Below are 25,874 nucleotides of genomic sequence, written 5' to 3' on the forward strand. Positions count from 1 at the left end.
TATGGCTAACTTAATTATCTTTTATATTATTCACCGGATTGGAAGTTGCCGCCTGGTAACTCTGCACCAATACGGTAAAGAACGAGATGAACAGGCAGAACAAACCGGCTGCCGCATAAATCCAGGGAGACAGCTCGATTCGATACGAATAATCCGAAAGCCACCCATTCATAAAATACCAGATTACCGGTATGGCGATGATAAAGGCTATTGCCACATAGGTAAGGAACGCTTTTACCAGCCGGACAAGTACCTGCGCATTTGTCGAACCGAAGACTTTACGTACTGCTATCTCGGAAGAACGCTGCTGGATAAAGTAGGTTGACATCGCCAGCAATCCCAGTAAAGAGATCAGGATTGCAATCATGGCAAAGATCGATACGATCTTCAGGGTCCGTTGCTGGGCGGCAAACGACCGCTCTACCTGCTCGTTAATGAACATTCCTGTAAATTCCATTCCCGTATATTTCTCGTAAACAGCCTCTATCTCTTTACGGGCTGCAAACGGATCCCCCTTCACCTCTACAATGATATTGCGCGGATTCATATCTTCCCGGTTTGAACAAAGTATCACAAGTCCCGGAAGTTTTTGCATCAGGATATTATTCATCTGGAAATCCTGAACGATACCGGCCAATGGCGTATCGAACGCAGCCCTGTGCTTGAACGAGGCAGCATCTTCCGGCAGTTCCAGGGCTTTCATAAATTCTTCGGAAAGATAGTATTTGACCGATCCGGCGACATGATTGTCACGCAGTATCTTAAAGCCCAGAATATCGAAATAGGTCTGATCCCCCCGAAACTCCTGTGAGCTGATACTCTTATTGTCGTAACGGCCACTGAAGTTCATACCCATAGTGAAAGGAGTTCCTTCCGCCAGTCCGACCCGGCTGACACACGCCAGTTGTTCCAGTTCGTTTGCCAGGGTATAGCTGCTTTTCTGATCAGGCAACTCTCTTGCATAGATATCGAGCACATTTACCGTATTGTATCCTAACGGAGCATTTATCAGATACCTGATTTGTAAAAACATCGTGAGTGAAGCAGCCACCAGGCAGATCGTTATCAGATTCTGGAAAATGATAAAGAACTTGCTAAACACCATTTTCGTCTGTTTACGGAACGTACCCCGTACCACTTCGATCGGCTTCGCATTCGATATCACGATGGCAGGCAGCAACCCGGCAATAAATCCGACCAGGACGATCAGACAAATGACGATAATACCATTCACCGGTGTGATCATCTCGGTGATCTCTATCTTTTTCTGCAACAGGTCGCCGGCATAAGAAGCAAAGAAAAAGGCAAGGAATAAACCAACTACAAAAGAAATAGCCGTCAGTAAGGTCGACTCCATGATCAGACGGGTAAACAGCTCCTTTCGCGAAGAGCCCAGCAAGCGGCGGGTAGCCATCTCTTTTGCCCGGAATCCCGTCTGTGCCACCGTCAGGTTGATATAATTGATAACGGCAAACAGGAGGACTAGCAAGCCAACCGAAAGCAAAATGACCACAAACTTCCAGTCTCCCTTTTCTATTGTAACAGCTCCGAATGATCCCTCCGGTTCCCAGAAATACAACTTATTCAGCGGGATAAATACAACTTCTGTAGAAAAGCCTCTTTCATATATCCAGAAAAAAGTATTGAACCAGTCTCTTACCTCATCCGATTTGGAAGCAATATCAGTACCTTTACGTTCCATCACAAAGATGTTAACAACACCGGCACTATTATAATCGTCAAACATATTCTGTCCTACCGCTTTGATATTCTCGACCCGGAACAGAATATCCTGATCGGGAATGACCGAATGACGAATATTTTCCATCACCCCATTGACCACCAGTGTCAACTCATCATTGATACGAATCGTTTTACCCATCGGGTCTTCTTTACCAAAGAACTTATTGGCAAAAGACTCGGAGATCACCGCATAGTTTCTGGCGGCCAATGCCTGTTCCCGGTTCCCCTGTATCAACGGAACATTGAAAAAGTCGAAGAATGTCGTATCGGCCAGCATCAGATTGGCTGTCAGCGTTTCATTTCCACGTTGGATTAGGGTATTGTCGAATATCCGGCATAAAACATGACAGACTTTCTCTATTTCCGGATAACGTTCTTCCAGACGATATCCGATCTGGTAAGCCGATCCGATATCCTGACCATTACTTACGGCATAGATACGGTCAGCGTTTTCATTGTTGCGATCGGTCGACAACTCGCCGACGACATAGGTTGCAATCAGGATCACAAACATCAGCGAGACGGACAGGCCGAACAGGTCGATCGCCGTATACCCTTTGTTTCGTCCCAGAAAATTAAAGAAGGACTTAAAATTCAATACATTGTTCATTGCAGTGTTACTCTAAATGTTTCTACTAAGTCATTAGCTATAATAATTATGTAAAAGGTTTTGGTCATTCCGGTTAAAAGACAACCAGGCAAAAGCCTAATTATTCTTTATGTTTTCTACCGGATTGGCTATTGCTGCCTGATAGCTCTGTATAAACACAGTTACAAACGAGACGATCAGACAGAACAGTCCGGCAACAACATAAATCCAGGGGGAAAGTTCGATCCGATAGGAATAATCGGTCAGCCATCCGTTCATAAAATGCCAGATCAACGGTATGGCGATGATAAAAGCTACCGCCACATAAGTAAGAAAAGCCTTCACCAACCGGATCAATACCTGTGCATCTGTCGAACCGAAAACCTTACGTACCGCTATTTCAGACGAGCGTTGCTGAATAAAGTAAGTCGACATGGCCAGCAGTCCCAACAACGAGATCAGGATCGCAATACCGGCAAAGATCATAACGATCGATAACGTCCTTTTCTGAACGGTAAACGATTCCTCGATCTGTTCATCCATGAACTTACCTGTAAAGTCCATTCCGGTTAGTTTTTGATAAACAGCCGCTACTTCCTGACGGGCTTCAAACGGATCACCGTTCACTTCTACCAGGATATCACGAGGATTATTAAGTTCTTCTTTATTTTCTGTCTGAATGATAACTACCGGACGATTCTCCAGCAATACATTATGTAACTGAAAGTTTTTTACGATACCCGCTACAGGATGCACACCCCAGGCAACGAAATCAAAAGAGGTAGCATCTTCTTTCAATTCCAGAGCTTTCATCGATCCTTCAGACAAAAAATACTTTGTCGGATCGGCAATCCGGTTATCACGCAGGACTTCAAAGCCCAGGATATCGCAATATTCCTTATTACAATAAAGTATCTGGAAAGGTATTTCCTTATCACCGTAACGGGCAGTATAATTCATACCCATATCGAATGGTGTGCCATCTCCCAGTCCTACCCGATTGACGCAAGCCATCTGTTTCAGCTCACTCACCAGGGTCTCGTACATCTTACTATCAGGCAGCTCTGTTCCGTTTATATCGATAATATTGACTAAATTATACCCTAACGGGGCCTTGATCAGATGTCTTACCTGTAAAAACATGGTGACGGAAGCGGCAATCAGACAAATAGTGATCGTATTCTGAAAAACAATAAAGAATTTACTGAATACCATCTTCGTCTGTTTCCGGAACGTACCCCGTACCACTTCGATCGGTTTCGCATTCGAGATAACGATTGCCGGTAACAATCCGGCTATAAATCCGACCAGGGTGATCAACAGTATCACAACCATACAGTTCAATGGAGTAATCATTTCAACCAAATCTATTTTCTTCTGCAACAGGTCGCTCACATAAGGAGCAAAGAAAAAGGCTAACAACAAACCGACAAAGAAAGAGATGGTTGTCATCAAGGTCGATTCCATGATCAGACGGGAAAACAATTCCTTCCTTGAAGAACCCAACAAACGGCGGGTGGCCATTTCTTTCGCCCTGAAACCCGTCTGTGTCACCGTCAGATTGATGTAATTAATGACAGCAAACAACAGGATAAGTAAACCGACCGACAACAGAATCATCACAAACTGCCAGTTACCTCTTTCTATCTTATATCTTCCGAACGGACTGTTTTGTTCCCAGAAGTATAACTTTGTCAGCGGAACAAACCCAACAGCCTTCATCGCCCCGTGCTTGTATCCCGGAAGAAAAGTCTTGAACCAATCCACTATATCATCTGCCCGTGAAGTGATATCGGCTCCTTCACGCTCCATGACAAAGACATTGGTAGCCCCATAACTGTTGTAATTAGCGAACCACCCTTCAGGTGCCATAGCTGTGATATTATCGATCCGGAACAGGATATCCCCATCCGGAATGACAGAGTGACGGATATTCTTCATTACTCCGTTGACTACCAATGTCAATTTATCATTGATACGGATCGTCTTACCCATCGGATCTTCATTTCCAAAATACTTATTGGCAAAAGATTCGGAGATCACGGCATAGTTTCTGGCAGCCAAAGCCTGCTCTTTACTTCCTTGTACCAAAGGGAAGCTGAAGAAGTCGAAAAAAGTCGTATCGGCAAGCATCAGGTTTGCCGTCATATTATTCTCTCCGTTCCGGAGGGGGACATTATCGAAGACACGGGTCATGGTATGGCAGACTTTTTCAATCTCCGGATAACGTTCTTCCAAGCGATAACCTACCCGGTAAGCCGAGCCGCTCATTTCGCCATCCGTTAAAACGTAGATACGGTCAGCGTGCTCATGATAACGGTCGGTCGACAACTCGCCGACTACATAGGTTGCAATCAGGATCACAAACATCAGCGAGACGGACAGACCGAACAGGTCGATCGCCGTATAGCCCTTGTTTCGTCCCAGGAAATTAAAGAAGGACTTAAAATTCAATACATTGTTCATTGTGGTGTTACTCTATATGTTACTACTAATTCATTAGCTATATATAATATGGATAAGGTTTTGGTCGTTTTGGCTAAAAGATAATCAGGCAAAAGCCTAATTATCTTTTATATTTTCTACCGGATTGGCTATTGCTGCCTGATAACTCTGTATAAACACAGTTACAAACGAGACGATCAGACAGAACATTCCGGCAACGACATAAATCCAGGGGGAAAGCTCGATCCGATACGAATAATCGGTCAGCCATCCGTTTACAAAATGCCAAATCAGCGGTATGGCGATGATAAAGGCGATCCCCACATAGGTCAGGAAGGCTTTCACCAACCGGACAAGCACTTGTGCATTGGTCGAACCGAACACCTTGCGCACGGCTATTTCAGACGAACGCTGCTGGATAAAGTAAGTCGACATAGCCAACAAGCCCAACAACGAGATCAGGATCGCGATACCGGCAAAGGTCATAACGATTGTCAAAGTTCTTTTCTGAACCGTAAACGATTCTTCGATCTGTTCATCCATGAACTTACCTGTAAAGTCCAGACCAGTCAATTTTTTATAAGTGGCAGCCACTTCCCGGCGGGCAGTAAACGGATCGCCATTCACTTCTACGATGATATTATGAGGACGATCGAGTTCCTCTTTACTTTCAGTGAGAATCAGAACGACCGGAGAGTTCTTTTGTATTATATTACGTAACTGAAAATCCTTTACAATACCGGCAACAGGATGTTTTCCCCAGGCGCTGAAATCAAAATCCGTAGCGTCTTCCTTCAATCCCAGAGCTTTCACCGAACTTTCGGCAAGAAAATATTTATCCGGATCGGCTACATGGTTATCACGCAGGTATTCAAATCCCAGAATATCACTATATTCTTTATTACAACGAATGATCTGGAAAGGAATCGTCTTATCATCGTAACGGGCATTATAATTCATTCCCATATTGAAAGGAGTACCTTGTCCTAATCCTACCCGGTTGACGCTACCCAACTGTTTCAACTCACTCACCAGAGTATTACAGGATTGATTCTCCGGCAATTCATCTCCTTTTATATCGATAATATTGACTGAATTATATCCTAACGGAGCATTGATCAGATGCTTCACCTGCAAAAACATGGTAACAGAAGCTGCAATCAGACAAATCGTGATCGTATTTTGAAAAACAATAAAGAACTTACTGAATACCATCTTCGTCTGTTTACGGAACGTACCCCGCACCACTTCGATCGGTTTCGCATTCGAGATAACGATTGCCGGTAACAATCCGGCTATAAATCCGATCAGGGCGATCAGCAATATCACAACCATACCATTCAACGGAGTGATCATTTCAACCAGATCTACTTTCTTCTGTAACAGATCACTCACAAAAGGAGCAAAGAAGAAAGCAAGCAACAAACCGACTAAGAAAGAAATTGTTGTCAACAATGTCGATTCCATGATCAAGCGGGAAAACAATTCTTTCCTCGAAGAACCCAACAAACGACGGGTGGCCATTTCTTTTGCCCTGAAACCTGTCTGTGCCACCGTCAAGTTGATGTAATTAATGACGGCAAACAACAAAATAAGCAAACCTACTGACAAGAGAATCATCACAAACTGCCAGTTGCCTCTTTCTATCGCATAAAATCCATACGGATTGGTCTGTTCCCAAAAATATAACTCTGTCAGCGGAATGAAGCTAAGTCCCTTTGCTGATCCATTCATATATGCCGGTACAAAGGTATTGAACCAATCCATGATATCCTTCGACCGGGAAGTAATATCTGCACCTTCCTGTTCCATCACAAAGACATTGGTCATTCCATAACTGTTGTAGTTAGCAATCCAACCTTCAGGAATTAAGGTATTGATATTTTCGATCCTGAACAGGATATCCTGATCCGGGATAACAGAGTTCCGGATATCCTTCATCACACCATTCACCATCAGCGACAGTTTATCATTGATACGGATCGTTTTCCCCATCGGGTCTTCATTTCCAAAAAACTTATTCGCAAAAGATTCGGAGATCACGGCGTAGTTCTTTGCCGCCAATGCCTGCTCTTTACTCCCCTGCACTAACGGGAAATCAAAAAATTCGAAAAAAGTCGCATCAGCAAGCATCATATTTGCCGTTACATTATTCTCCCCGTTTTGGATCGGAGTATTTTCAAAGACACGGGTCATTGTATGACAGACTTTTTCAACCTCCGGATAATGTTCCTCCAGACGAGTACCCAACGGATAAGCCGAACCGCTCATTTGACCATCCGTCAAAACGTAGATACGGTCGGCATGCTCATGGTAACGGTCGGTCGACAACTCACCGACCACATAGGTTGCGATCAAAATCACAAACATCAGCGAGACAGACAAACCGAACAGGTCGATGGCAGTATACCCCTTGTTACGTCCCAGGAACTTAAAGAATGATTTGAAATTTAAAATGTTACTCATAATATCGATACTAGATTAGTTATTCACTTTTAACACTATTCACCGGATTCTCATTCGCCGCCTTCCAGTTCTGGAAAGTAACCGTCAGCATCGTGATCGCTGCCACAACGGCAAAAGCCAAAACAAACACCCACCAGAAGATCGGTGTCTTGTCGGAAAAGTTTTCCAGCCATTTATGCACTCCGTAATAAGCAAACGGAGCCGCTATGACGAAGCATATACTGACAACCTTCAGGTAGATTTTATTGAACATATTCAATATCTCCTGTACCGTCGCACCGAACACTTTCCGAACGCCGATCTCTTTCCGTCTGTACTGTGTTTCAAAGACTACCAAACCGAATACACCCACGATCGACAGAACGATAGCCAACAGGCTGAACAAGGTGATCATCTTTTTCAGATATTGTTCTTTATGATAGAGATTATTGAATACCGTATCGTAAAACTCGACCTCGAAAGGATAAGCCGGATCGATATCGGCAATTACCCGATGGATATGGGCAACCGCCTCTTCCACATTTGTTCCGACTTTCAGGCGGATATAGGAAACAGGTAAGACATCGAATCTTGCACTCAGCCTGAATAACAACGGCCTGTTAGACGAACGCAGGGAAGAAACCTTTATGTTGTCGATGAAGCCGACTATATTACCTGTACCCATCCAGCTCTTTTCCAATGGATATCCCGGTTCCATATCCGGAACGACATCCAGAACCCGCTTGGTAAAGATACAAGCGTAAGTAGAATCACTTTGTGCATCCGAACGGCTAAAATCACGTCCGCTGGTGACGGGAATACCCATCACATTCAGAAAGTTCCATGAAACATCGATAATTTCGCTATTAAATTCTTTATTATTATAACGGAAATAATTGGCAGAATAGACATCCGAAGCTCCTACTATGGTATTGGCAAATCCTACATCCTCGATACCGGCATACTCTTTGAACCGGTTTACCAACAAATCACCGGACTTCTTGACTATATCCTGGCTCAACGTCACCATCGCTACCTGGTCTTTATCGAATCCCAACTTGTAAGAACGCATATAGTTATTCTGGATCTGTATAAAAGAAGAACCGATAATCAAACCGATGGAAACAACATACTGGAAACCGATCAAGGCCGTACGCAACTTCCGTCCTGAAGTAGACAGGCCGAAACTACCCTTCAATACCAGTGCCGGTTGGAAAGAGGTCATATACCATGCCGGATACAGACCGGCTACCAACCCCAATAAAACAGAAATACCCAACACCATAAATAACAGCGGTATATAATGCAGTAAATTCGTATCCGCTTCGACGAATGATAAAACTTCCGTCCTGTTCAATATCCAGGTCAATAAAAAGGCCAACAGGCAGGCAAATACACAAATAGATACCGCTTCGGCTACCAAACTTGCCCGCAAACTTGCTGTCGAACTGCCCAATACCTTTTGGGTATTGATACTTTTTATTCGCATCGGAGCCAGTGAAGTGCTGAAATTCGTAAAATTGATCCCGGCAATGACGATAACCAGTAAAGCGATCAATACCAATAACCGCATCGTATCGACATTTCCGGTCTTAATAAAATCATCCAACTGACCAGGCATATAATAAATGTCAGTGATAGGTATCAGTTGCAAGCGGGTTTCTTTATTGACATTATATTTAGCAAAATCGAATGTACTATTGAAATTATCCTCTACTACCTGACGTGATTCAGGTGAATCGAGCAATAAATATCCCATAAAGTTCTGGGAAAGCCAATCATCTTCAAAGTGTTTATTTATTCGGGCATAAATCCCGTTTTCCATCTGCGAGTTCTCCGGAAAATCTTTATAGACAGCTCCGACGGTAAAGTTCATTCCATCTACATAAAACACTCTATCTTTCGAACGAATACTTTTGCCTATAGCCGATTCCTTGCCAAACATCCGTTTAGCCATACTTTCAGATATCATTACCTTTTCCGGGTCTTCCAGACAAGTTGCAATTCCTTCCACCAAAGTCGGTTCGAATACTTTGGGAAAATCCGGATAGCAAGGGATAAATAGTTCTTTAAAACCTCTCTCATCATTTCCCTCTCCTACGTTCACATAGGTTTTACTACTAAAAGAATTCAGCAATGTATAGGCTTCAATATGCGGAGACGAAGTAAAAGCAGCATTCGCTAACGCCTGGGGAATTACTGACGCATAAATATCTCCTTCGCCGTGATTCATATCTACCCGGCAAATACGGGATGCGGTCGGATAACACCGGTCGAAAGTCCGTTCATATTGAACCTGCATCATAATCACCAGAAAAGCAGTGAAGGCAACGGTCAACCCTATCACATTCAGAAAAGACGCCATCTTGAAACGGCGCAGTACGTTCATAAAGTTTCGTAATATTGTTTTCATCTATACTAATGTTTTTTGTCTTCTATTCTTATTACACCTATCAATATTCAAATTACGTGCCAAAAACAATAAACAACTATTTATCAACAACATACATGAATGCATATTTTCAAGACATGTCAAATTATTGGACAGTCCTGTCTAGTTTTTTTACATCGAAAAGCATTCCTCTCCAAGATATTCATTATTCACGTTTCAGGTTTCAGTTCATTCAGACGTTTGTTTTTCAAGAGAACAAACTGAAAGGAGATAAATTGCTTATCCGGAAAGGTCCTATCTTTTGATTTCAAAATAAGGGACTTTTGATCTCAAAACATATATGTTTTGCCAACGAAACATATATGCTTTTTTTAACGGGTAACGACTGCTCCCTCCACAGGTAGGCATTCGTAAAAAATAAGACGGGACCGAAAAAAAACGAGACGGCATCCGTTTCAGAAAAGCCTTTAGTATATAACTCAAAAGCCTTGCAGCTTTCTGAAAAAAACTGCAAGGCTTTTGGAACCTGATGACGTTTCAGTATAATCGAATCATATACAGATATTTAAAAGTAGCTGAAACCTGAAACGTTATTTTGTTTTTCCTATGGGGAAAAGTCATTCGTTCTCTATTTATTCGCTACGCTATCTACCGGATTGGCATTCGCCGCCTGGAAACTTTGTACAACGACCGCGGCAAATGAGATAAGCAGACAGAACAGACCGGCCGCAATGAAATAAAGCGGATTGAGGCTGATGCGGTATGAATAGCCCGACAGCCATTCTTTCATGGCATACCAGACAAGCGGCGTTGCGATAACAAAAGCAATCACCACATAGATCAGGAACGTACCTACCAGCCGGAACAGGATACTCTTATTATCCGACCCGAATACTTTACGGACCGCTACTTCCTGTGCACGCTGCTGGATGAAATAGGTCGACATAGCCAGCAAACCGAGCAAAGAGATCAGGATCGCGATCAGGGCAAAGATCACTACAATCTTTACCAGGCGTATCTGCGAGTCGAACGATTCCTGTATCTCACCATCCAGATATTTAGCCTCGAACTCTACCTTGGTCACATCTTCCACGATCCTGGCAATCTCTTTATAAGCGGTGAACGGATCGCCCTCCACCTCTATCAGGATATTCCAGGGCCAACTGTTCGGTTGGTTGAAATCGCGGAAGCGTAACATGACCGGCGAACTTTCGTCCGTGATCCTCCGTAACTGGAAATCTTTCAGCACACCGAGGATAGGCGCCGGATCATTCCCTTCCAGGTTGAACGACTGGGCATTCAGTGGTAATTCCATATCGCGGAGAGCTCTTTCGGAGAGATACCAGCTCCAGTTATTACCCGATGCAACCTGGTTATCCTGCACAATCTCAAGCCCCAGCATCTTAAATGCAGCACTGTCGAGCACCATCTGCTGGAAACTGAGCGATTTCCCTTCATATACTCCTGTCAGGTTGTTAGTGCCGCTGAACGGCGTACCGTTACTGAACCCGATGGACTTGACACAGGTCAACTGACGCAGACCGTCCATAGCCGCCGTTTTCTCGCTGTCCGAACGGAACTGGTTTTCGGCAACCAGGATATTCCTCGTATTATATCCCAGCGGGGCCGTTATCATATGATGAATCTGGACACCCATAATCAGGGCTGCCGCCAGGGTAGCAATCGTGATCGTATTCTGGAAAGTGATAAAACATTTACTGAATACCATTTTAGTCTGACGACGGAATGTACCGCGCACCACTTCGATCGGCTTGGAGGCCGAAATCAACAAGGCCGGCAACAAACCGGAAAGCGTTCCGATCAACAGGATTATCCCCGCAGCCACAGCAAACCATACCGGTGTACAGGCTTCTGTCAGGGAAATACGTGTATCCAGCAGTTCATTGGCATACGGCACAGCAGCAATAGCCAGCAGGACACCGAACAGGAACGAAACCAGCGTAAGCAGTAAAGATTCCATCATCAACCGCAGGAACAATTCCATACGGGAAGAACCCAACAGACGGCGGGTTGCCATCTCTTTTGCCCGTTGGCTCGCCTGGGCTACCGTCAGGTTGATATAGTTGAATATGGCAAAGATCAGGATCAGGATACCGACCGACATCAATACGAGCACGAAGTTGCGGTCGCCACGTTCAAGCGTAGACCATTGGAAATCTTTAAAATAAAGTTCATTCAGCGGTGTAACCGTCACTCCTTTCCATACATCTATCTTATAAGGCCAGAAGATCTCTTTAAAATAGGTATGGATATCGTCGACTCTGTTACTCAGGTCAGCCCCTTCATGCAACATCAGGAAACCGACGGTTGCACCGGCATTGTTATCGGTTGTCTTAGTCAGACCACCGTTAAACTCACCCATACGTTCGATGCGTATCAGCATATCGGTGTAAGGCAAAACGGATTTACGGATATCTTCCATCACACCGGTAACGATCACCGAGGTGGAATCGCTGATGCGAATACTTTTCCCTACAGCGTCTGCCTCTTGTCCGAACATTTTACGGGCAAATGTTTCGGAGATCACCGCATTATAACGGTCCTGCAAGGCTCTGTCAGGATCGCCTTCCAATAATTTGAATGAGAAAAAGTCGAAGAAAGTCGAATCGGCACACATCAACGATGCCTTCAGTTTCTTATCTCCATAAAAAACCTGATGGTTATCCAGGTTATTCGGGATGACGGGACAAACCTTCTCTATCTCCGGATATCTTTCCTGCAAACGGTAAGGGATGGGAACGGCAGTAGCCGGGCCGTCCTCATTGCCGATCACACAGATACGGTCACGGTTCACATGGAATTTATCCACAGATAATTCCTGCACGGTATAAACAGCGATCAGGATAACGAACATCAGTGAAATAGATAATCCGAATACATCGATCGCAGTATATGCTTTATTCCTGCTAAGAAACTTCAGGAACGATTTCATGTTCAACAAATTATTCATCATTCAAATTATTTGATATTGACTCATTTCTATTTCATACTACCTGCCGCTCACGCTTTCTATCGGGTTGGCATTAGCAGCTTTGTAACTCTGGAAAAATACCGTTACAAGTGCAATTACAAGACAGAATATACCGGAGACAATAAAGATTAACGGATTCAGGGAGATCCGGTATGAATAATCGGACAGCCACTGTTTCATGAAATACCAGATAATTGGTGTTGCTATAATAAAGGCTACACCCACATAAACCAAAAATGAACTGATCAAACGGATCAGAATAGCCTGATTATCCGATCCGAACACTTTGCGAATAGCCACCTCCTGCGAACGCTGATGGATGAAATAGGTCGACATGGCCAGTAAACCCAACATAGAGATAATAACTGCAATCGAAGCAAAAAGCGAAACAATCTTTGTCATCCGGACTTCAGACTCGAACGATTTCTGAACCTGTTCATTCAGATAGGTGGCATTGAAATCCAACCCACCGGAAGCCTCCTTATAGATCTCTTGTATTTTGTTATAAGCTGTATAAGGGTTACCTTCCACTTCGATAAGAATACTCCAGGGGAACATCTCACTCCGTTTGTCGATGCGAAGCATGGCGGGACGCATGTCATTCGTAATATTTCCTAACTGAAAGTCCTGCACAATACCGGCAATCGGCGTTGCATTTTTATTCCATAGGAAACTGGGGGCGTCCTGTGGCAACTCCATATCCCGCATGGCTTTTTCGGTGACATACCAGCTCTTTTCTGCTAATTGGTTATCACGGACAATCTTATATCCCAACATATTGAACGCTGTGCTATCCATGATGAACTGCTGGAAACCGAGAAATTTGCCTTCATATTCGCTGGACATATTATTACTTCCGCTCAGGGGCATCCCGGCTGCCAGCCCCACTCGTTTAACGAATGGCTGACGACCAAATTCATCGATAGCCGCATTACGGTCGGAGTTGTTTGCAAAACCATTCGCAACCTCCAGTATACTATTCGTATTATAGCCCAACGGTGCATTGATCAAGTGACGCGATTGCAGGATCATGACGATCGATGCCGCAATCATAGCGATGGTGATTCCATTCTGGAAAGTGATAAACACCTTACTGAACACCATTTTCGTCTGCCTACGGAACGTTCCGCGCACGATATCGATCGGCTTCACGGAAGAAATCAATACAGCCGGCAACAGTCCGGCAACAACGCCAATCAGAAGAATCAAGACAATACCGGCAAGACACCAGCCAGGAGTGAAAGTCGCCATCAGATCGATCTGCGTCTGCAAAAGATCATTCACAAAAGGAACCGCCGCATGTGCCAGCAACCAGCCTATTCCGAAAGAAATTACGGTCAGCAAAGTCGATTCTATCATCATACGTATGAATAAATCTCCACGTGACGATCCTAACAAACGTCTTGTAGCCATCTCCTTCGCCCGCTGACCTGCCTGTGCAACCGTCAGATTAATATAATTGAATATGGCAAAGACCAGGATCAGGATACCTACAGACAAGAGAACAATGACCAAACGCTTGTTCCCTGTTTGAACAGATCCGAAATCGTTCAATTCAGAGAAATAAAGTTCACTCATCGGTATCAAGTTCACTACTTTGGACATATCACGCTGGTAAATCCAGAACGATTCCTTGAAATATGCCAGGATATCCGGTATCTTCGGACGCAGGTCGGCACCCGGCTTCATCTTTAAGAAAGCGACTGTCGAGCCGGCATTTCCGGGATGATCCATACTGATCGACCAGTTGTACTCATGAGCCCGCTCCACACGAAACATAATATCAGCGTACGGGATTGTCGAATGTTTGATATCTTCCATAATGCCACTCACCAGGAAAGAAAGCGAATCGCCGATAATAACGCTTTGTCCGATCGGGTCTTCCGTGCCGAACAGTTTATTGGCAAAAGTCTTTGAGAGAACGACATTGCTTCTGTTTTCCAATACCCGGTTCTTATCTCCAGCCAGGAGTTTAAAAGAGAAAAAGTTAAAGAAGCAGGAATCGACGGGGACTGTTCTGGCAGTTAATTTTTTATCATTGTTTTTTACGATCTGGTTACCCACATTGGTTGTAATAACCGGGCAGACCTGCTCGATCTCAGGATAGCGTTCCTGCAAGCGGTAAGCAATCGGCAAGGCCGTGCTCGGTCCTCTGTCGTTAGCCAACACATAAATGCGGTCTACATCCTTATGGAACTTGTCGACCGACAATTCCTGTACGGTATAAACGGCAATCAGTATAACGAACATTAAGGAAACAGACAATCCGAATACGTCGATTGCCGTATAGGCTTTATTCCTGCTTAAGAATTTGAGGAATGATTTTATATTTAATAGGTTATTCATATTCTTACTGATTTCATTTAGGCGAGAGAATAAACATATCCCACCTTCACAGGTAGGATATGCCGGTTTATCTTAATTTATAAATTTAGCTATATGCTTTGTTATGTATCGAAATATGATCAAATAAATTCACTGACAGAAGATACGATGCTACCGTCGAACAGGTTGACGATGCGGTGTGCAAAGCTGGCATCATGTTTGGAGTGGGTTACCATGACGATGGTAGTTCCTTCCTTGTTCAGTTCGGTCAGCAGCTGCATCACTTCGGCACCATTCTTAGAGTCCAGGTTACCGGTCGGCTCATCCGCCAGGATGATCTTCGGGTTGGAAACGACTGCACGGGCAATGGCCACACGTTGTTGCTGACCACCGGATAACTGCTGTGGGAAGTGAGTGGCACGATGGCTGATATTCATTCGTTTCAGGATATCGGTTACCATCTGTTTACGTTCGGCAGCTTTTACCTTCAGGTAAGTCAAAGGCAATTCCACATTTTCATACACATTCAGTTCGTCGATCAGGTTGAAGCTCTGGAATACGAAACCGATATTCCCTTTACGCACCTGGGTACGTTCTTTTTCTTTCAGGTGGCCCACTTCTTTATCGATCAGATAGTAGTCGCCGGAAGTCGGGTTATCCAGCAATCCCAGAATATTCAACAATGTTGATTTACCGCAACCGGAAGGTCCCATGATAGCAACAAACTCACCGTCTTTCACTTCCATTGAAATATTGTTCAATGCAATAGTTTCAACCTCCTCTGTACGGAAATGCTTACTTAATCCTTCAATCTTAATCATAATGTTATTTTTTAATTCTACGTTATATACTTTGTAATATCTAAAAAACGCTCTGTTTTCTCTATATAATTCAAAATACGTGCCAAACTTAATAATTTACTGATATTCAAACTTATAGATTTTATTCTTTTTTCAAAGAGTGTCTAATATTTAGACACTCATGTCTAGTTTTTTTACACTCGGCAGCAAATCGGTCATTTATTCTTTATACTTTCCACCGGATTGAGATTGGCAGCCTGGTAACTCTGGATAAATATCGTAACGAACGATACGAATAAACAAAACAGACCGGCTGCTATAAAAATAAGCGGGCTCAATTCGATCCGGTAAGAATAATCGGACAACCATTGCTGCATGAATCGCCAGATGATCGGTGTAGCGATCACAAAAGCAATCAATACATAGACAAGGAAAGTACGGATCAGCCGGTACAATATCTGGGAATTGGTCGAGCCGAATACTTTACGCACCGCCACTTCCGATGAACGCTGCTGGATAAAGTAGGTCGACATAGCCAGCAACCCCAGCAACGAGATCAGGATAGCGACGAAAGCAAAGATCGAAACGATCCGGGAAGTCCTTTCCTGTGCAGCAAATGATTCCTGTATCTGCGTATCTATATATTTCCCTTCAAAGCCGACATGGCCGATACGTTCATATATTTCCTGTATATCTTTATAGGATTCCACAGGATCGCCTTCTACTTCCAGCAGTACATTATACGGGGTCCATTCTTTTATATCATTCTTAATAAGCAATCTGACCGGCTTCTTCTGATACATGATATTCGATAACTGGAAATCTTTCACAATACCGGCAATAGGAATTTCCTGCCCCCACACTTTGATGGAAGGAGAATCTTCCGGCAATTCCATTTCACGCATAGCCTGCTGGTTCAGATAGACCTTTTTAGGACCGGCCAGATGATTATCACGTATTATCTCAATACCTAATATACTCAGAAAAGCCGTATCGGCCTTGAATACCTGAAAACTGACCTGCTTGCCATTGATCTCTTCCGTAGAATTATTCCCCCGGTTAAAAGGAGTGCCCTGTGAAAAAGCGATCCGCTTAACAGAAGCCAGTTGGCTCACCTCATTAGCGAATGTCTCTATATCTGTCTTACTTTTATAAGATTCGACCGGAACATCCATCACATTCGTCGTTTTATATCCCAACGGAGCATGTATGAGATGATTCACCTGTGCCACCATCGTTATGGAAGCTGCCACCAAGGCAATCGTGATCCCATTCTGAAAAGTAATGAAGAACTTACTGAACACCATCTTGGTCTGCCGACGGAAAGTACCCCGCACCACTTCAATCGGCTTGGCATTGGAAATCACAATAGCAGGCAACAATCCTGCTAGCAGACCGATCAGCAGAATGACGGCTACAGCCAGCAATACATAACCGGGGGTAACAAAGTCTGACAGATTTATACGGGCATTCAACAACTGAGATGCATAAGGAGAGAAAAATATTGCCAGAAAGATACCCAACAGGAAAGAAATGAAAGTCATCAGGGTAGACTCCATGATCAGTCGCAGGAACAGGTCTCCTCTCGACGATCCCAATAATCTGCGGGTAGCCATTTCTTTTGCCCGGAAAGCCGTCTGCGCCACTGTCAGATTAATATAGTTGATGATGGCAAACAGCAGGATAAGTATCCCCACCGAAAGCAGGATCATTACAAATTGCCAGTCTCCTTTAGCCAGCGTATAGGTACCCATATCCGAGAAATAAAAATCCTCCAGAGGATTCAGAAGCACTTTGCTGTAAATTCCTCTTTGATACATCCAGAATACTTCTTTGAAATAAGCAACGATATCATCCGTTTTGGCAAGCAGGTCTGCTCCTTCCTTTACCATAATGAAATTGTTGACGGCTCCGGTATTATAGAACTGATCGCTGTCTATTCCCTCTTCCATATATTTGAGCTGTTTGATTCCCATCAGGATATCGCAATACGGAATCGTAGAGTTTTGAATGTCTTTCATGATCCCGTTCACCTGGATACGGATGGAATCGTTCACCTGAACGACCTGCCCTATCGGATCACTGTCGCTAAATACTTTGCGGGCAAAACTTTCGGAGATCACGCCATAGCCATCGGCATCCATCACATGATTGCGGTCGCCAACCAACAGCGGGAAAGAGAAGAAATCGAAGAAAGTCGTATCGGCGAACATTAATTCGGCATTGAAGTTTTTATCGGCTACCGTTACAGATGTATGATAGAATCCCCAGGGAGCGACCGGACATACTTTTTCTATTTCCGGATACCGTTCCTGCAAACGGTAGGCCAGCTTATAGGCCGATCCGGTATTGGCTTCGCTGCTTAACACGTAGATACGGTCGCCTTTCTCATGGTATTTGTCGGTAGACAATTCCTGTACCGAATAAACAGCTATCAATATAACGAACATCAACGATACGGATAAGCCGAAGATATCGATTGCCGTATAGGTTTTGTTCCGGCTTAGAAATTTGAAAAATGACTTAAAGTTTACCAGGTTATTCATTTGATTCGTGTTTTTAATATTTTATACCAGTGTATGCTAAATACATATAGCCTGTAAAGAATCAAATAGTGTGCCAAAACAAACAATTATCTGATATACAAGAAAATAAATCAGACAGAATTCAAAGAAAATGTCAAATTATTAGACAGTGGTGTAAATTAATTAGACAGTTAAGAGTATAAAAATAAAAAACATCCTACTTTCACAAGCAGGATGTCTAAGTAAATAAACAACTTAAAATCACACCAACCATGGTGTATATCATTCGATCTCCGGCCGATCGCTGCCCGGTTTCTTTTTGTCTTTATTTGCCTTAGCGATACCGATACGCTGGTTGTAGCGTGCTTTGGTTTCGTCGATCAGGGCATTGACGGAAATGACAAAAGCGGCGGTTTCGGCCGTAGGCTGTACTATATTATACGATTGTGCAAGCAATAACATTTCTGCATAAAGCGGTTCCATCCGTTGGCGGATCACCTTGCCGTTGTCTATCGCATTAGCAGCTTTATTAGCCGTGCGCTGTTCGGTCAGGCGGCTGAATTCGTCGTTGGCAGTTTTCAATTCCGCCAGAACGGAAGTGAGACCCAATGTCGCCACATTGGTTTTATTCGGTTCTTTCTCCATGTCGATCAGCAGTCCGACGATTTGCTGCGTCTCCTGCTGGTCGGCCAACCGGTAAATGCCGACATATGGTTTAACTGCGTTATACAGGCTCACAGCAGCCGTTTTTTGGGCGACAATGGGGCTTTTACGCTTCTGTGAAATATCTGAAGTAAAGAAAACGATGCATTCATCGCGATGTGTATCGACTTCTCTCAGTTGATTTGTCTCATCACTAATAGTCGAAGTATTGACCAGATCAGTCAGTAAAGTCAGATTATCTCCGAATTCCTTGATAAGTTCGTCGGAAAAGCCCAATGCCGGAGGGCCTGTCAGATCGACACTTTCAATTTCCGGGCGATCCCCGCCGCCGCTGGCAGGAATAAGTCCCTGAAAACGTGTCATGTGATTGGCATATTCTGTATTATTCAACTGGGATACTGCAAATTCCTTGATTTTCTGATGTGTTTCCATATTAGATTCGTTTTTAATATTAATACTTGCTTAAAAAAACATTTAAAGATAGGTATTTTAATCAATAGAATTGAAAATCACTGCTTTTATTCTCGCTTTTAATAAAAAAACTTGCGAAATGTAATCCTGAGACCAGAAAACATTTCGCAAGTGATGTAAAATGGATTCCGGGGGCAGGAGTGCACTTCGCAAGTGATACAAAACGGAATCCGGATTCAGGATTGCATTTTGCAAGTGATGTGAAACGGATTCCCGGGTCAGGAAACCATTTCGGAAGCGATGCAATCCCCCGGCAGGTTTCCGACTGAGGCTCCGACAGTTTTTCCTATTCCGCTTTCAGACTGTCGATCGGATTCTCGTTGGCCGTCGCCCAGGCGCGATACAATACGCAACCAATGATGACGAGGTAAACGAAGAAGGCCGCGATGATAAACAGGAAGATATTCAGGTGGATACGTTCCGAGAATTTCTCCAGCCAGTCGGAGGCACTGATATAGGCAATCACTACACCGATCGTAAGAGCAGGAACGGCTATATAGGAGATGTCGCGCGAGATCATCCGGAGGATGCTGGCGGCAGTCGCACCGTTGACCTTGCGGATCGCTATCTCACGTCCGCGGCGGTTGGTTTCGTCGGCAGTATATCCCAACAGGCCGATCAGCGCAATGATCAGGCAGACGATGCCGCTGATGAAGATGGAGTCGCGGAACTCACGGTCGCCCTGGTATTGCTGAGCCAGACTCATTTTATAGACAGAAGCTTCCACCACTTTATTCGGCATTGCATCTGTCAGGATCTGGTTAACCTGTGCGATATTGTCCGATGTCATATCGTGCATCTTTATCAGGATATTTTCCGTAGGGGCAATACCACCCGGCTTCATGTCGTAGAAGAAAACCGAGGCACGGGTATCGGGACCTTTGATGGAGCCGATACGGAAGTCATCATAGACACCGCAAATGGTGTATACCTGATTTCCATTACTATGTTCGGATATCATCACACCTTTACCAATAGCACTTCCTGTCCAGCCCGCCACCTTCTCCATCTGTTCGACAAAACGACGGCTAACCATTATTTTATCGCCGTTAGCCTCACCCTGGCGGAAAGCGTGGCCCTCCAGAATAGGTATCTCCATCAGTTCAAAATAATTATCACCGACGCTGTACATATCGGCAATGTTAAACAGTTCGCGGTTATCACCCGGCAGACCGACATTATTACCCGAAGGATATTTGAAAGGCAACTCGCAACTGGCCGACACCAGGTTGACCTGTGGCAGACGGCGCAGTTCGTCCATCGCCCGCTCACGCTCCTGGGCACTCACCCCGCGGGTATTACAAAAGATCAGATTCTCGTAAGCGTAGCCGGGATCACTCGATATCATAGCACCATACTGGCGGTTGATCGTGATCAATAATGCCACCAGATAGGCCGTAGCGACAAACTGTACAAAAAGCAGGCACAGTTTCCAGTAACGCTTCGACTCTTTTACGCTGCGGAAAGCCGATGCCACCGGAATACGCAGGAAGAGCCAGGTCGGCACCAGGCAGGTAACGGCGAATACAACGATACAGATACCCGACAAAATCGTCAAAGTAGGTACCGTAAACAGGGCAGACAACGAAGCCGACAACAATTCCTCTACCTTCCCTTTACAAAGGATCAGCAGGAAAGCTCCCAGCAAGAGTGCCAACAACAGATGCAGCAAGGATTCGGAAAAGATCATTCCGAATATATTTTTACCCGAAGCTCCGTAACATTTATGTACGGCCACTTCCTTCGTACGTCCGATCAGTGTGGAGATAACGACTAGCACATAATTGAGCACGGCTATAAGAATCAGGATCGTAGCCAGGAAGAGAAGCATGGCATTCATGTCTTTCACCTCCTTATCATTATTATGGATATCCTGCAACGGCGAGATGGTATAGAACAGATCGACACCGGCTTGTTTCAGAGCTTCCATGTCCTGATTGCGTTCCTGCATACGGCGGATAGCGGGGGCCAGTCCTTCCGGGTCAGTACCCGGAACCAGTTTCACATAGGCGATGTAACGGTCGTTACCCAGCCAGTTTGTCGTACTCCATTCCGGCATGCTTGCCAACGCTCCCAACACATCATAACGCAAATGGCTGTTTTCAGGTATATCTTCAAATACACCGCCGATGGTTTGCGGAGAGTTACGGTTTGCTTCACGAACGAAGGTCTTACCAACCACACTCCCTACTCCCCCCATTTTCTCGGCAAGAGAGCGTGAGATCATCACATAACCGGGACGGGACAGGACATCTTTCGGATCGCCCACCAGAATCGGACGGGGGAATATATCGAAAAAGCTAGTATCGGCAAGCAGAATGGTCGCTTTATAAAATTGTTTCTCCGGCGACATGATCAGTTCATTGGCCGGTCCTATGCGGGTATAGCGCGTTGCGACTTCCACCTCCGGAACCTCCGCTTTCAAACCCGGAGCGATAGCACCGCTCACCTGCCCCCAGGTATCTTTCTTCCCGTCTTTGTTTAAGCCGGACTTGACCAGATAAATGCGGTCGTTGTCGGGATAAAAATTATCATACGAACGTTCGAAACATACTTTTGCTACTAACACCAGCCCCATTGCCAGCCCGACAGCAAGCGCAAGTATCTTAATCCCATTGTTCCTTCCCTTCTTAAACAGGGAACGGATTGCCATACTAAAATTCCTCATATTTCTATCATTTATTCAGATTTCAAACTTTCCACCGGATTGGATACGGCAACCATCCAGCTACGATAGACAACGGTACCCAAAATGAGCAACAGTACCCCTGCCACACTTAACGTGAACACACCGGCATTCATCGATATCTTTTCGGCAAATTGCTGCAACCACTTCTCGCCTGCATAATAAGAGGCACCGGCTCCCAGCAACAAAGCGGGGAAAGCCATCCAGGTTACATCGGAAGCGATCAGCGAAAGGATATCCTTTTCCGTTGCCCCGTTGATCTTGCGAACGGCTATTTCTTTTCCGCGCCGGTTGGTTTCATCATTGATATACCCGATCAGCCCGATCAGAGTGATGATCAGCGTTACGATACCTCCCAGCATCACCGCGTTGCGGAAAAGGCGCGAAGAGTTATACATATTTGCCATGCTGACACTGTAGGAAGATACAGGCATCTCCTTATCCGGCAAAGTGGCCTTGATGGTTTCGTCCAGCCGTGCCATATTCTCCTGCGACATTTTATTCAGTTTAATGACCAGCGTATTCTGCGGACGACCGCTATAAAACAGCGCCGAAGGTCCCATCAATTCGCTTCCGATAGCCCCGACACGGACATCGTCGTACACGCCTGCTATCTCGAAATCGTTAGGTGTACCATGACCACTCACATATATTTTCTTTCCTACCACGCCGTCTTTCCAGTCGAGTGCCAAGGCCAGTTTGTCGGCCATCATCCGGCTGATCATTACCACGCGGGAAGAATCGGAATAAGAATGATCGAATGCTTTTCCCTGGATAACGGACATTTCCATCAGAGAGGTATAATTGGCATTCGCCCCGTAAAGGTCAGCGAAATGAATAATGGTTTCCTTTGTTCCCGGACGATAGACCATATCCCCTGAACCGCTGAAAGCAGGTAAGCTACTGCAAGTAGATACATCCTCCACCTCCGGAAGTTTTTTAAGCTCATCTATCAAGGCGCGGCGGGAAGAACTCGGTACACCTTCCATCCAACAATAAGCCAGCCGTTCGTATTTATATCCCGGATTATCGTTTACCATCTTATTATATTGCAAACCGATCACTACCAGCAGACATACCAGGAAACCAACGGCCATAAACTGGATAAATAACAACGCCTTCTTCCATGAACGGCGTGATTCTTTATAGGAGCGAAATACCGATGCTACCGGTATTTTCGAAAACAGTTGCGAAGGCAGTAATCCCGCCACTAAAAATACAATTACACAAACAGCCACCAGCATCAGAACGGTATCGACCGTAAACAGTGATAACAACGACGCACTGAGCAATTCTTCCACCATCTCACGGAGTGCCAGTATCAACATAGCCGATATCCCCAGCGAGACAATCAAGTTGAGAAAGGTTTCCGAAAAGATCATGTCCGAGATATTCCATCCGGATGCACCGTAACATTTATGTACGGCAATATCTTTCGAACGGGTTACCAGTGACGAGATCACCAGTAAGACGTAATTCATCAGGGCTGCAAAAAGGATAGCAAATGCAATAGCCACAAGCATGACAGCCATCCGTTTCGTGGCCGGCGACTTAGCATAAAGCTCCTCCAGCGGACACAACGCCAGGGCGTAATCGATTCCCTGTTCTTTCAATTGAGCAGAGTCGACATGGCGGTCGAGCATCTCAGCCATCGGCTGCAACAGGTTTTCGGCACGAACACCGGATTGCAAACGAACATAACCATTATAACTATCACCACCAAACCATTGATCGAGGTTCGTCCATCCCATAACCGTCTCGAAAGAGACCAGTGAAACCAGCATGTTATATTTCAGATGGGTATTATCCGGTACTTCTTCAAATACTCCGCCGATCGTAAAAAGATGTCCGGGGAAAGAGGCGATTTCAAACGTCTGTCCTACCACATCTTTTCCACCGCCTATCTTAGCAGCTATCTTTTCGGATACAAGGGCATACAATGGACGCGAAAGAGTCTCCTTCGCATTACCGGCCAACACTTTACGGGGAAGGACATCAAAGAAGTACTGGTCTGCCATTACAAAGTTACCGGTGTATTTTTTCTTATCGGAAGTAGTAAAAAGATACTCCCCTATTACATTGGCACAGGTAGCCGATTCCACACCGGGTATTTCTGCTTTCATCCCCGGCGGAACACCTCCACTTACATGCGGATATCCTTCTATTTTCTTCTCTCCTACAGATACATTTTCCTGTATGGCAAAAACACGATCCGACTCGGGATAGAAATTATCATAAGACAGTTCGAAACATACTTTAGCAATCAGCACCAAGCCCATGGCCAGGCCAACACCTAATGAAACTATTTTAATTCCATTATGTCTTCCTTTCTTAAAAAGGGAACGAAAAGCAATATGTACATTCTTCATTGTGGTTATCTTTTATAGGTTGTTTATTTCAGTAAAATAATGCGCTAAAGTTGCTAGTTGACAGTTGACAAGTGACAGTTGACAGTTATTTCGGCTTTCAGCCGATTTATTTACCGAGCGCGAAGCCTAACTGTCACTTGTCAACTGTCAACTGTCACCTGAAATATTATTCCAACACCAGGACTTCATTATCCTTATAGCTTTCGTAACTTGATACGATCACTTTTTCACCGGCTTCCAGACCTTCGGTCACTTCATAATACTGCGGGTTCTGGCGACCGATCTTGATCTTGCGACGATAAGCTTTTTTACCATCTTTATCCAGTACGAATATCCAGCTACCTCCCGTGCTCTGGAAGAATGTACCACGCGGAATAATGATACTTTCTGTCGGCTGTCCTAATTCCAGATTGATGTAATATGTTTGTCCGCTACGGATATTGTCAGGACGTTCGCCGGTAAAGACAAAGTCGGTACGGAACTTACCTTCACGAACTTCCGGATATACTTTACGTACAGCCAGTGCGAAACTTGTTCCCTGACGGTCGAAAGCTGCACCCAATCCCGGTTTAACACGGTCGATATAATGTTCGTCGATCATAGCTTCTATCTTATAATCGGAAAGGTCGTTGATCTGACCGATCTTCATACCGGCTGATACATTCTGTCCGAGAACTACATCCAGCAAACCCAGTTCACCGTTGATCTGTGAGCGGACATTCAGATGTTCTTTCCGTTCGTGTACCAATTGGATGTTACGGCGCATATTAGCCAAACTCGTTTCCATTTCATCCATCTGGATCGTACGGGAAATTGAATCCTGACGCAAACGTTCAACGACAAGAGCATATTTCTTGGTTGCCAGTTCATAATCTTCTTTCGCTTTCAGAAATTCTTCCTTGGCGATCAGGTTTTCATCATAGAGCTTCTTTTGTTGCGTATAAGCACGGCGTGAACGGGCGATGTCGACATCGAGCTGAGCTTTCTCCAACTGGTTATTCAGCTTGTCCTGTTCCATCGCTACCTGGGTATTACGCAGGAAGTTCTGTTTTTCAGCCAACTGGGCTTCCGCATCCAGTATCTGCAAATCGAGGCCGGAGTTGGAAAGGCGGACAATGATATCGCCTTTTTTCACCTGGGCACCTTCCTCAACAACCTTTTCCTGTACGATACCACCTTCTTCAGGACTTAACTGTACCACTGTGATAGGCTGAACCTGTCCGTCCACACGAACAAAATCGTTGAACTGTTCCTTGGTCACATTGCCGATACTTATTCCACGGGCATCTACTTTCAATGTCGATGCATGGTCGCCGAAAATGATCCATCCCACCAGTACCAGGAATAAAACACCACCACCTACATAAGGTAAATGTTTCTTTTGAATGCCTTTTTTCTTTTCTAATTGTATATCCATCGTTGTATGTTT

The 25,874-nt window shown here is 44.6% G+C and carries 12 protein-coding genes; all 12 read right to left on the reverse strand.

Annotated elements, in window-relative coordinates:
* Nucleotides 1-10: 10 nt before the first annotated feature.
* Nucleotides 11-2,353 (reverse strand): ABC transporter permease, encoded by a 2,343-nt coding sequence (locus DWW23_RS01710; RefSeq protein ID WP_122351549.1) that lies wholly within the window; start codon nucleotides 2,351-2,353, stop codon nucleotides 11-13.
* Nucleotides 2,354-2,449: 96 nt separating this feature from the next.
* Nucleotides 2,450-4,798, reverse strand: a complete 2,349-nt coding sequence (locus tag DWW23_RS01715) for an ABC transporter permease (RefSeq protein WP_122351550.1) — start codon at nucleotides 4,796-4,798, stop codon at nucleotides 2,450-2,452.
* A gap of 96 nt (nucleotides 4,799-4,894) precedes the next feature.
* Nucleotides 4,895-7,243, reverse strand: coding sequence for an ABC transporter permease (locus DWW23_RS01720; RefSeq protein ID WP_122351551.1), 2,349 nt, complete (start codon nucleotides 7,241-7,243; stop codon nucleotides 4,895-4,897).
* 19 nt (nucleotides 7,244-7,262) lie between these two features.
* Nucleotides 7,263-9,635, reverse strand: a complete 2,373-nt coding sequence (locus tag DWW23_RS01725) for an ABC transporter permease (RefSeq protein ID WP_122351552.1) — start codon at nucleotides 9,633-9,635, stop codon at nucleotides 7,263-7,265.
* A gap of 607 nt (nucleotides 9,636-10,242) precedes the next feature.
* Nucleotides 10,243-12,585 carry an ABC transporter permease gene (locus DWW23_RS01735; RefSeq protein WP_122351677.1) on the reverse strand — a complete coding sequence of 781 codons (2,343 nt, stop codon included), beginning with the start codon at nucleotides 12,583-12,585 and terminating at the stop codon, nucleotides 10,243-10,245.
* A 39-nt stretch (nucleotides 12,586-12,624) separates the two neighbouring features.
* Nucleotides 12,625-14,952 carry an FtsX-like permease family protein gene (locus DWW23_RS01740; RefSeq protein ID WP_122351554.1) on the reverse strand — a complete coding sequence of 776 codons (2,328 nt, stop codon included), beginning with the start codon at nucleotides 14,950-14,952 and terminating at the stop codon, nucleotides 12,625-12,627.
* Nucleotides 14,953-15,071: 119 nt separating this feature from the next.
* Entirely contained in the window at nucleotides 15,072-15,752 is a 681-nt protein-coding gene (locus DWW23_RS01745) for an ABC transporter ATP-binding protein (protein WP_122351555.1), read from the reverse strand.
* Between the two features lie 194 nt (nucleotides 15,753-15,946).
* Complete coding sequence (locus tag DWW23_RS01750; protein ID WP_122351556.1) at nucleotides 15,947-18,277, reverse strand: ABC transporter permease; 2,331 nt, start codon at nucleotides 18,275-18,277, stop codon at nucleotides 15,947-15,949.
* 261 nt (nucleotides 18,278-18,538) lie between these two features.
* Nucleotides 18,539-19,351: a DUF6261 family protein gene (locus DWW23_RS01755; protein ID WP_122351557.1), complete on the reverse strand. Its 813-nt coding sequence runs from the start codon at nucleotides 19,349-19,351 to the stop codon at nucleotides 18,539-18,541.
* A 325-nt stretch (nucleotides 19,352-19,676) separates the two neighbouring features.
* The gene (locus tag DWW23_RS01760; protein WP_122351558.1) at nucleotides 19,677-22,058 is read right to left on the reverse strand and encodes an ABC transporter permease; all 2,382 of its coding nucleotides are present in this window, start codon (nucleotides 22,056-22,058) and stop codon (nucleotides 19,677-19,679) included.
* An 11-nt stretch (nucleotides 22,059-22,069) separates the two neighbouring features.
* Entirely contained in the window at nucleotides 22,070-24,445 is a 2,376-nt protein-coding gene (locus DWW23_RS01765) for an ABC transporter permease (RefSeq protein ID WP_122351559.1), read from the reverse strand.
* 166 nt (nucleotides 24,446-24,611) lie between these two features.
* Complete coding sequence (locus DWW23_RS01770) at nucleotides 24,612-25,862, reverse strand: efflux RND transporter periplasmic adaptor subunit (protein WP_122351560.1); 1,251 nt, start codon at nucleotides 25,860-25,862, stop codon at nucleotides 24,612-24,614.
* Nucleotides 25,863-25,874 lie beyond the last annotated feature (12 nt).

It is taken from the genome of Parabacteroides sp. AF14-59 (genome assembly GCF_003479515.1).
Classification (GTDB): Bacteria; Bacteroidota; Bacteroidia; order Bacteroidales; family Tannerellaceae; genus Parabacteroides; species Parabacteroides faecis.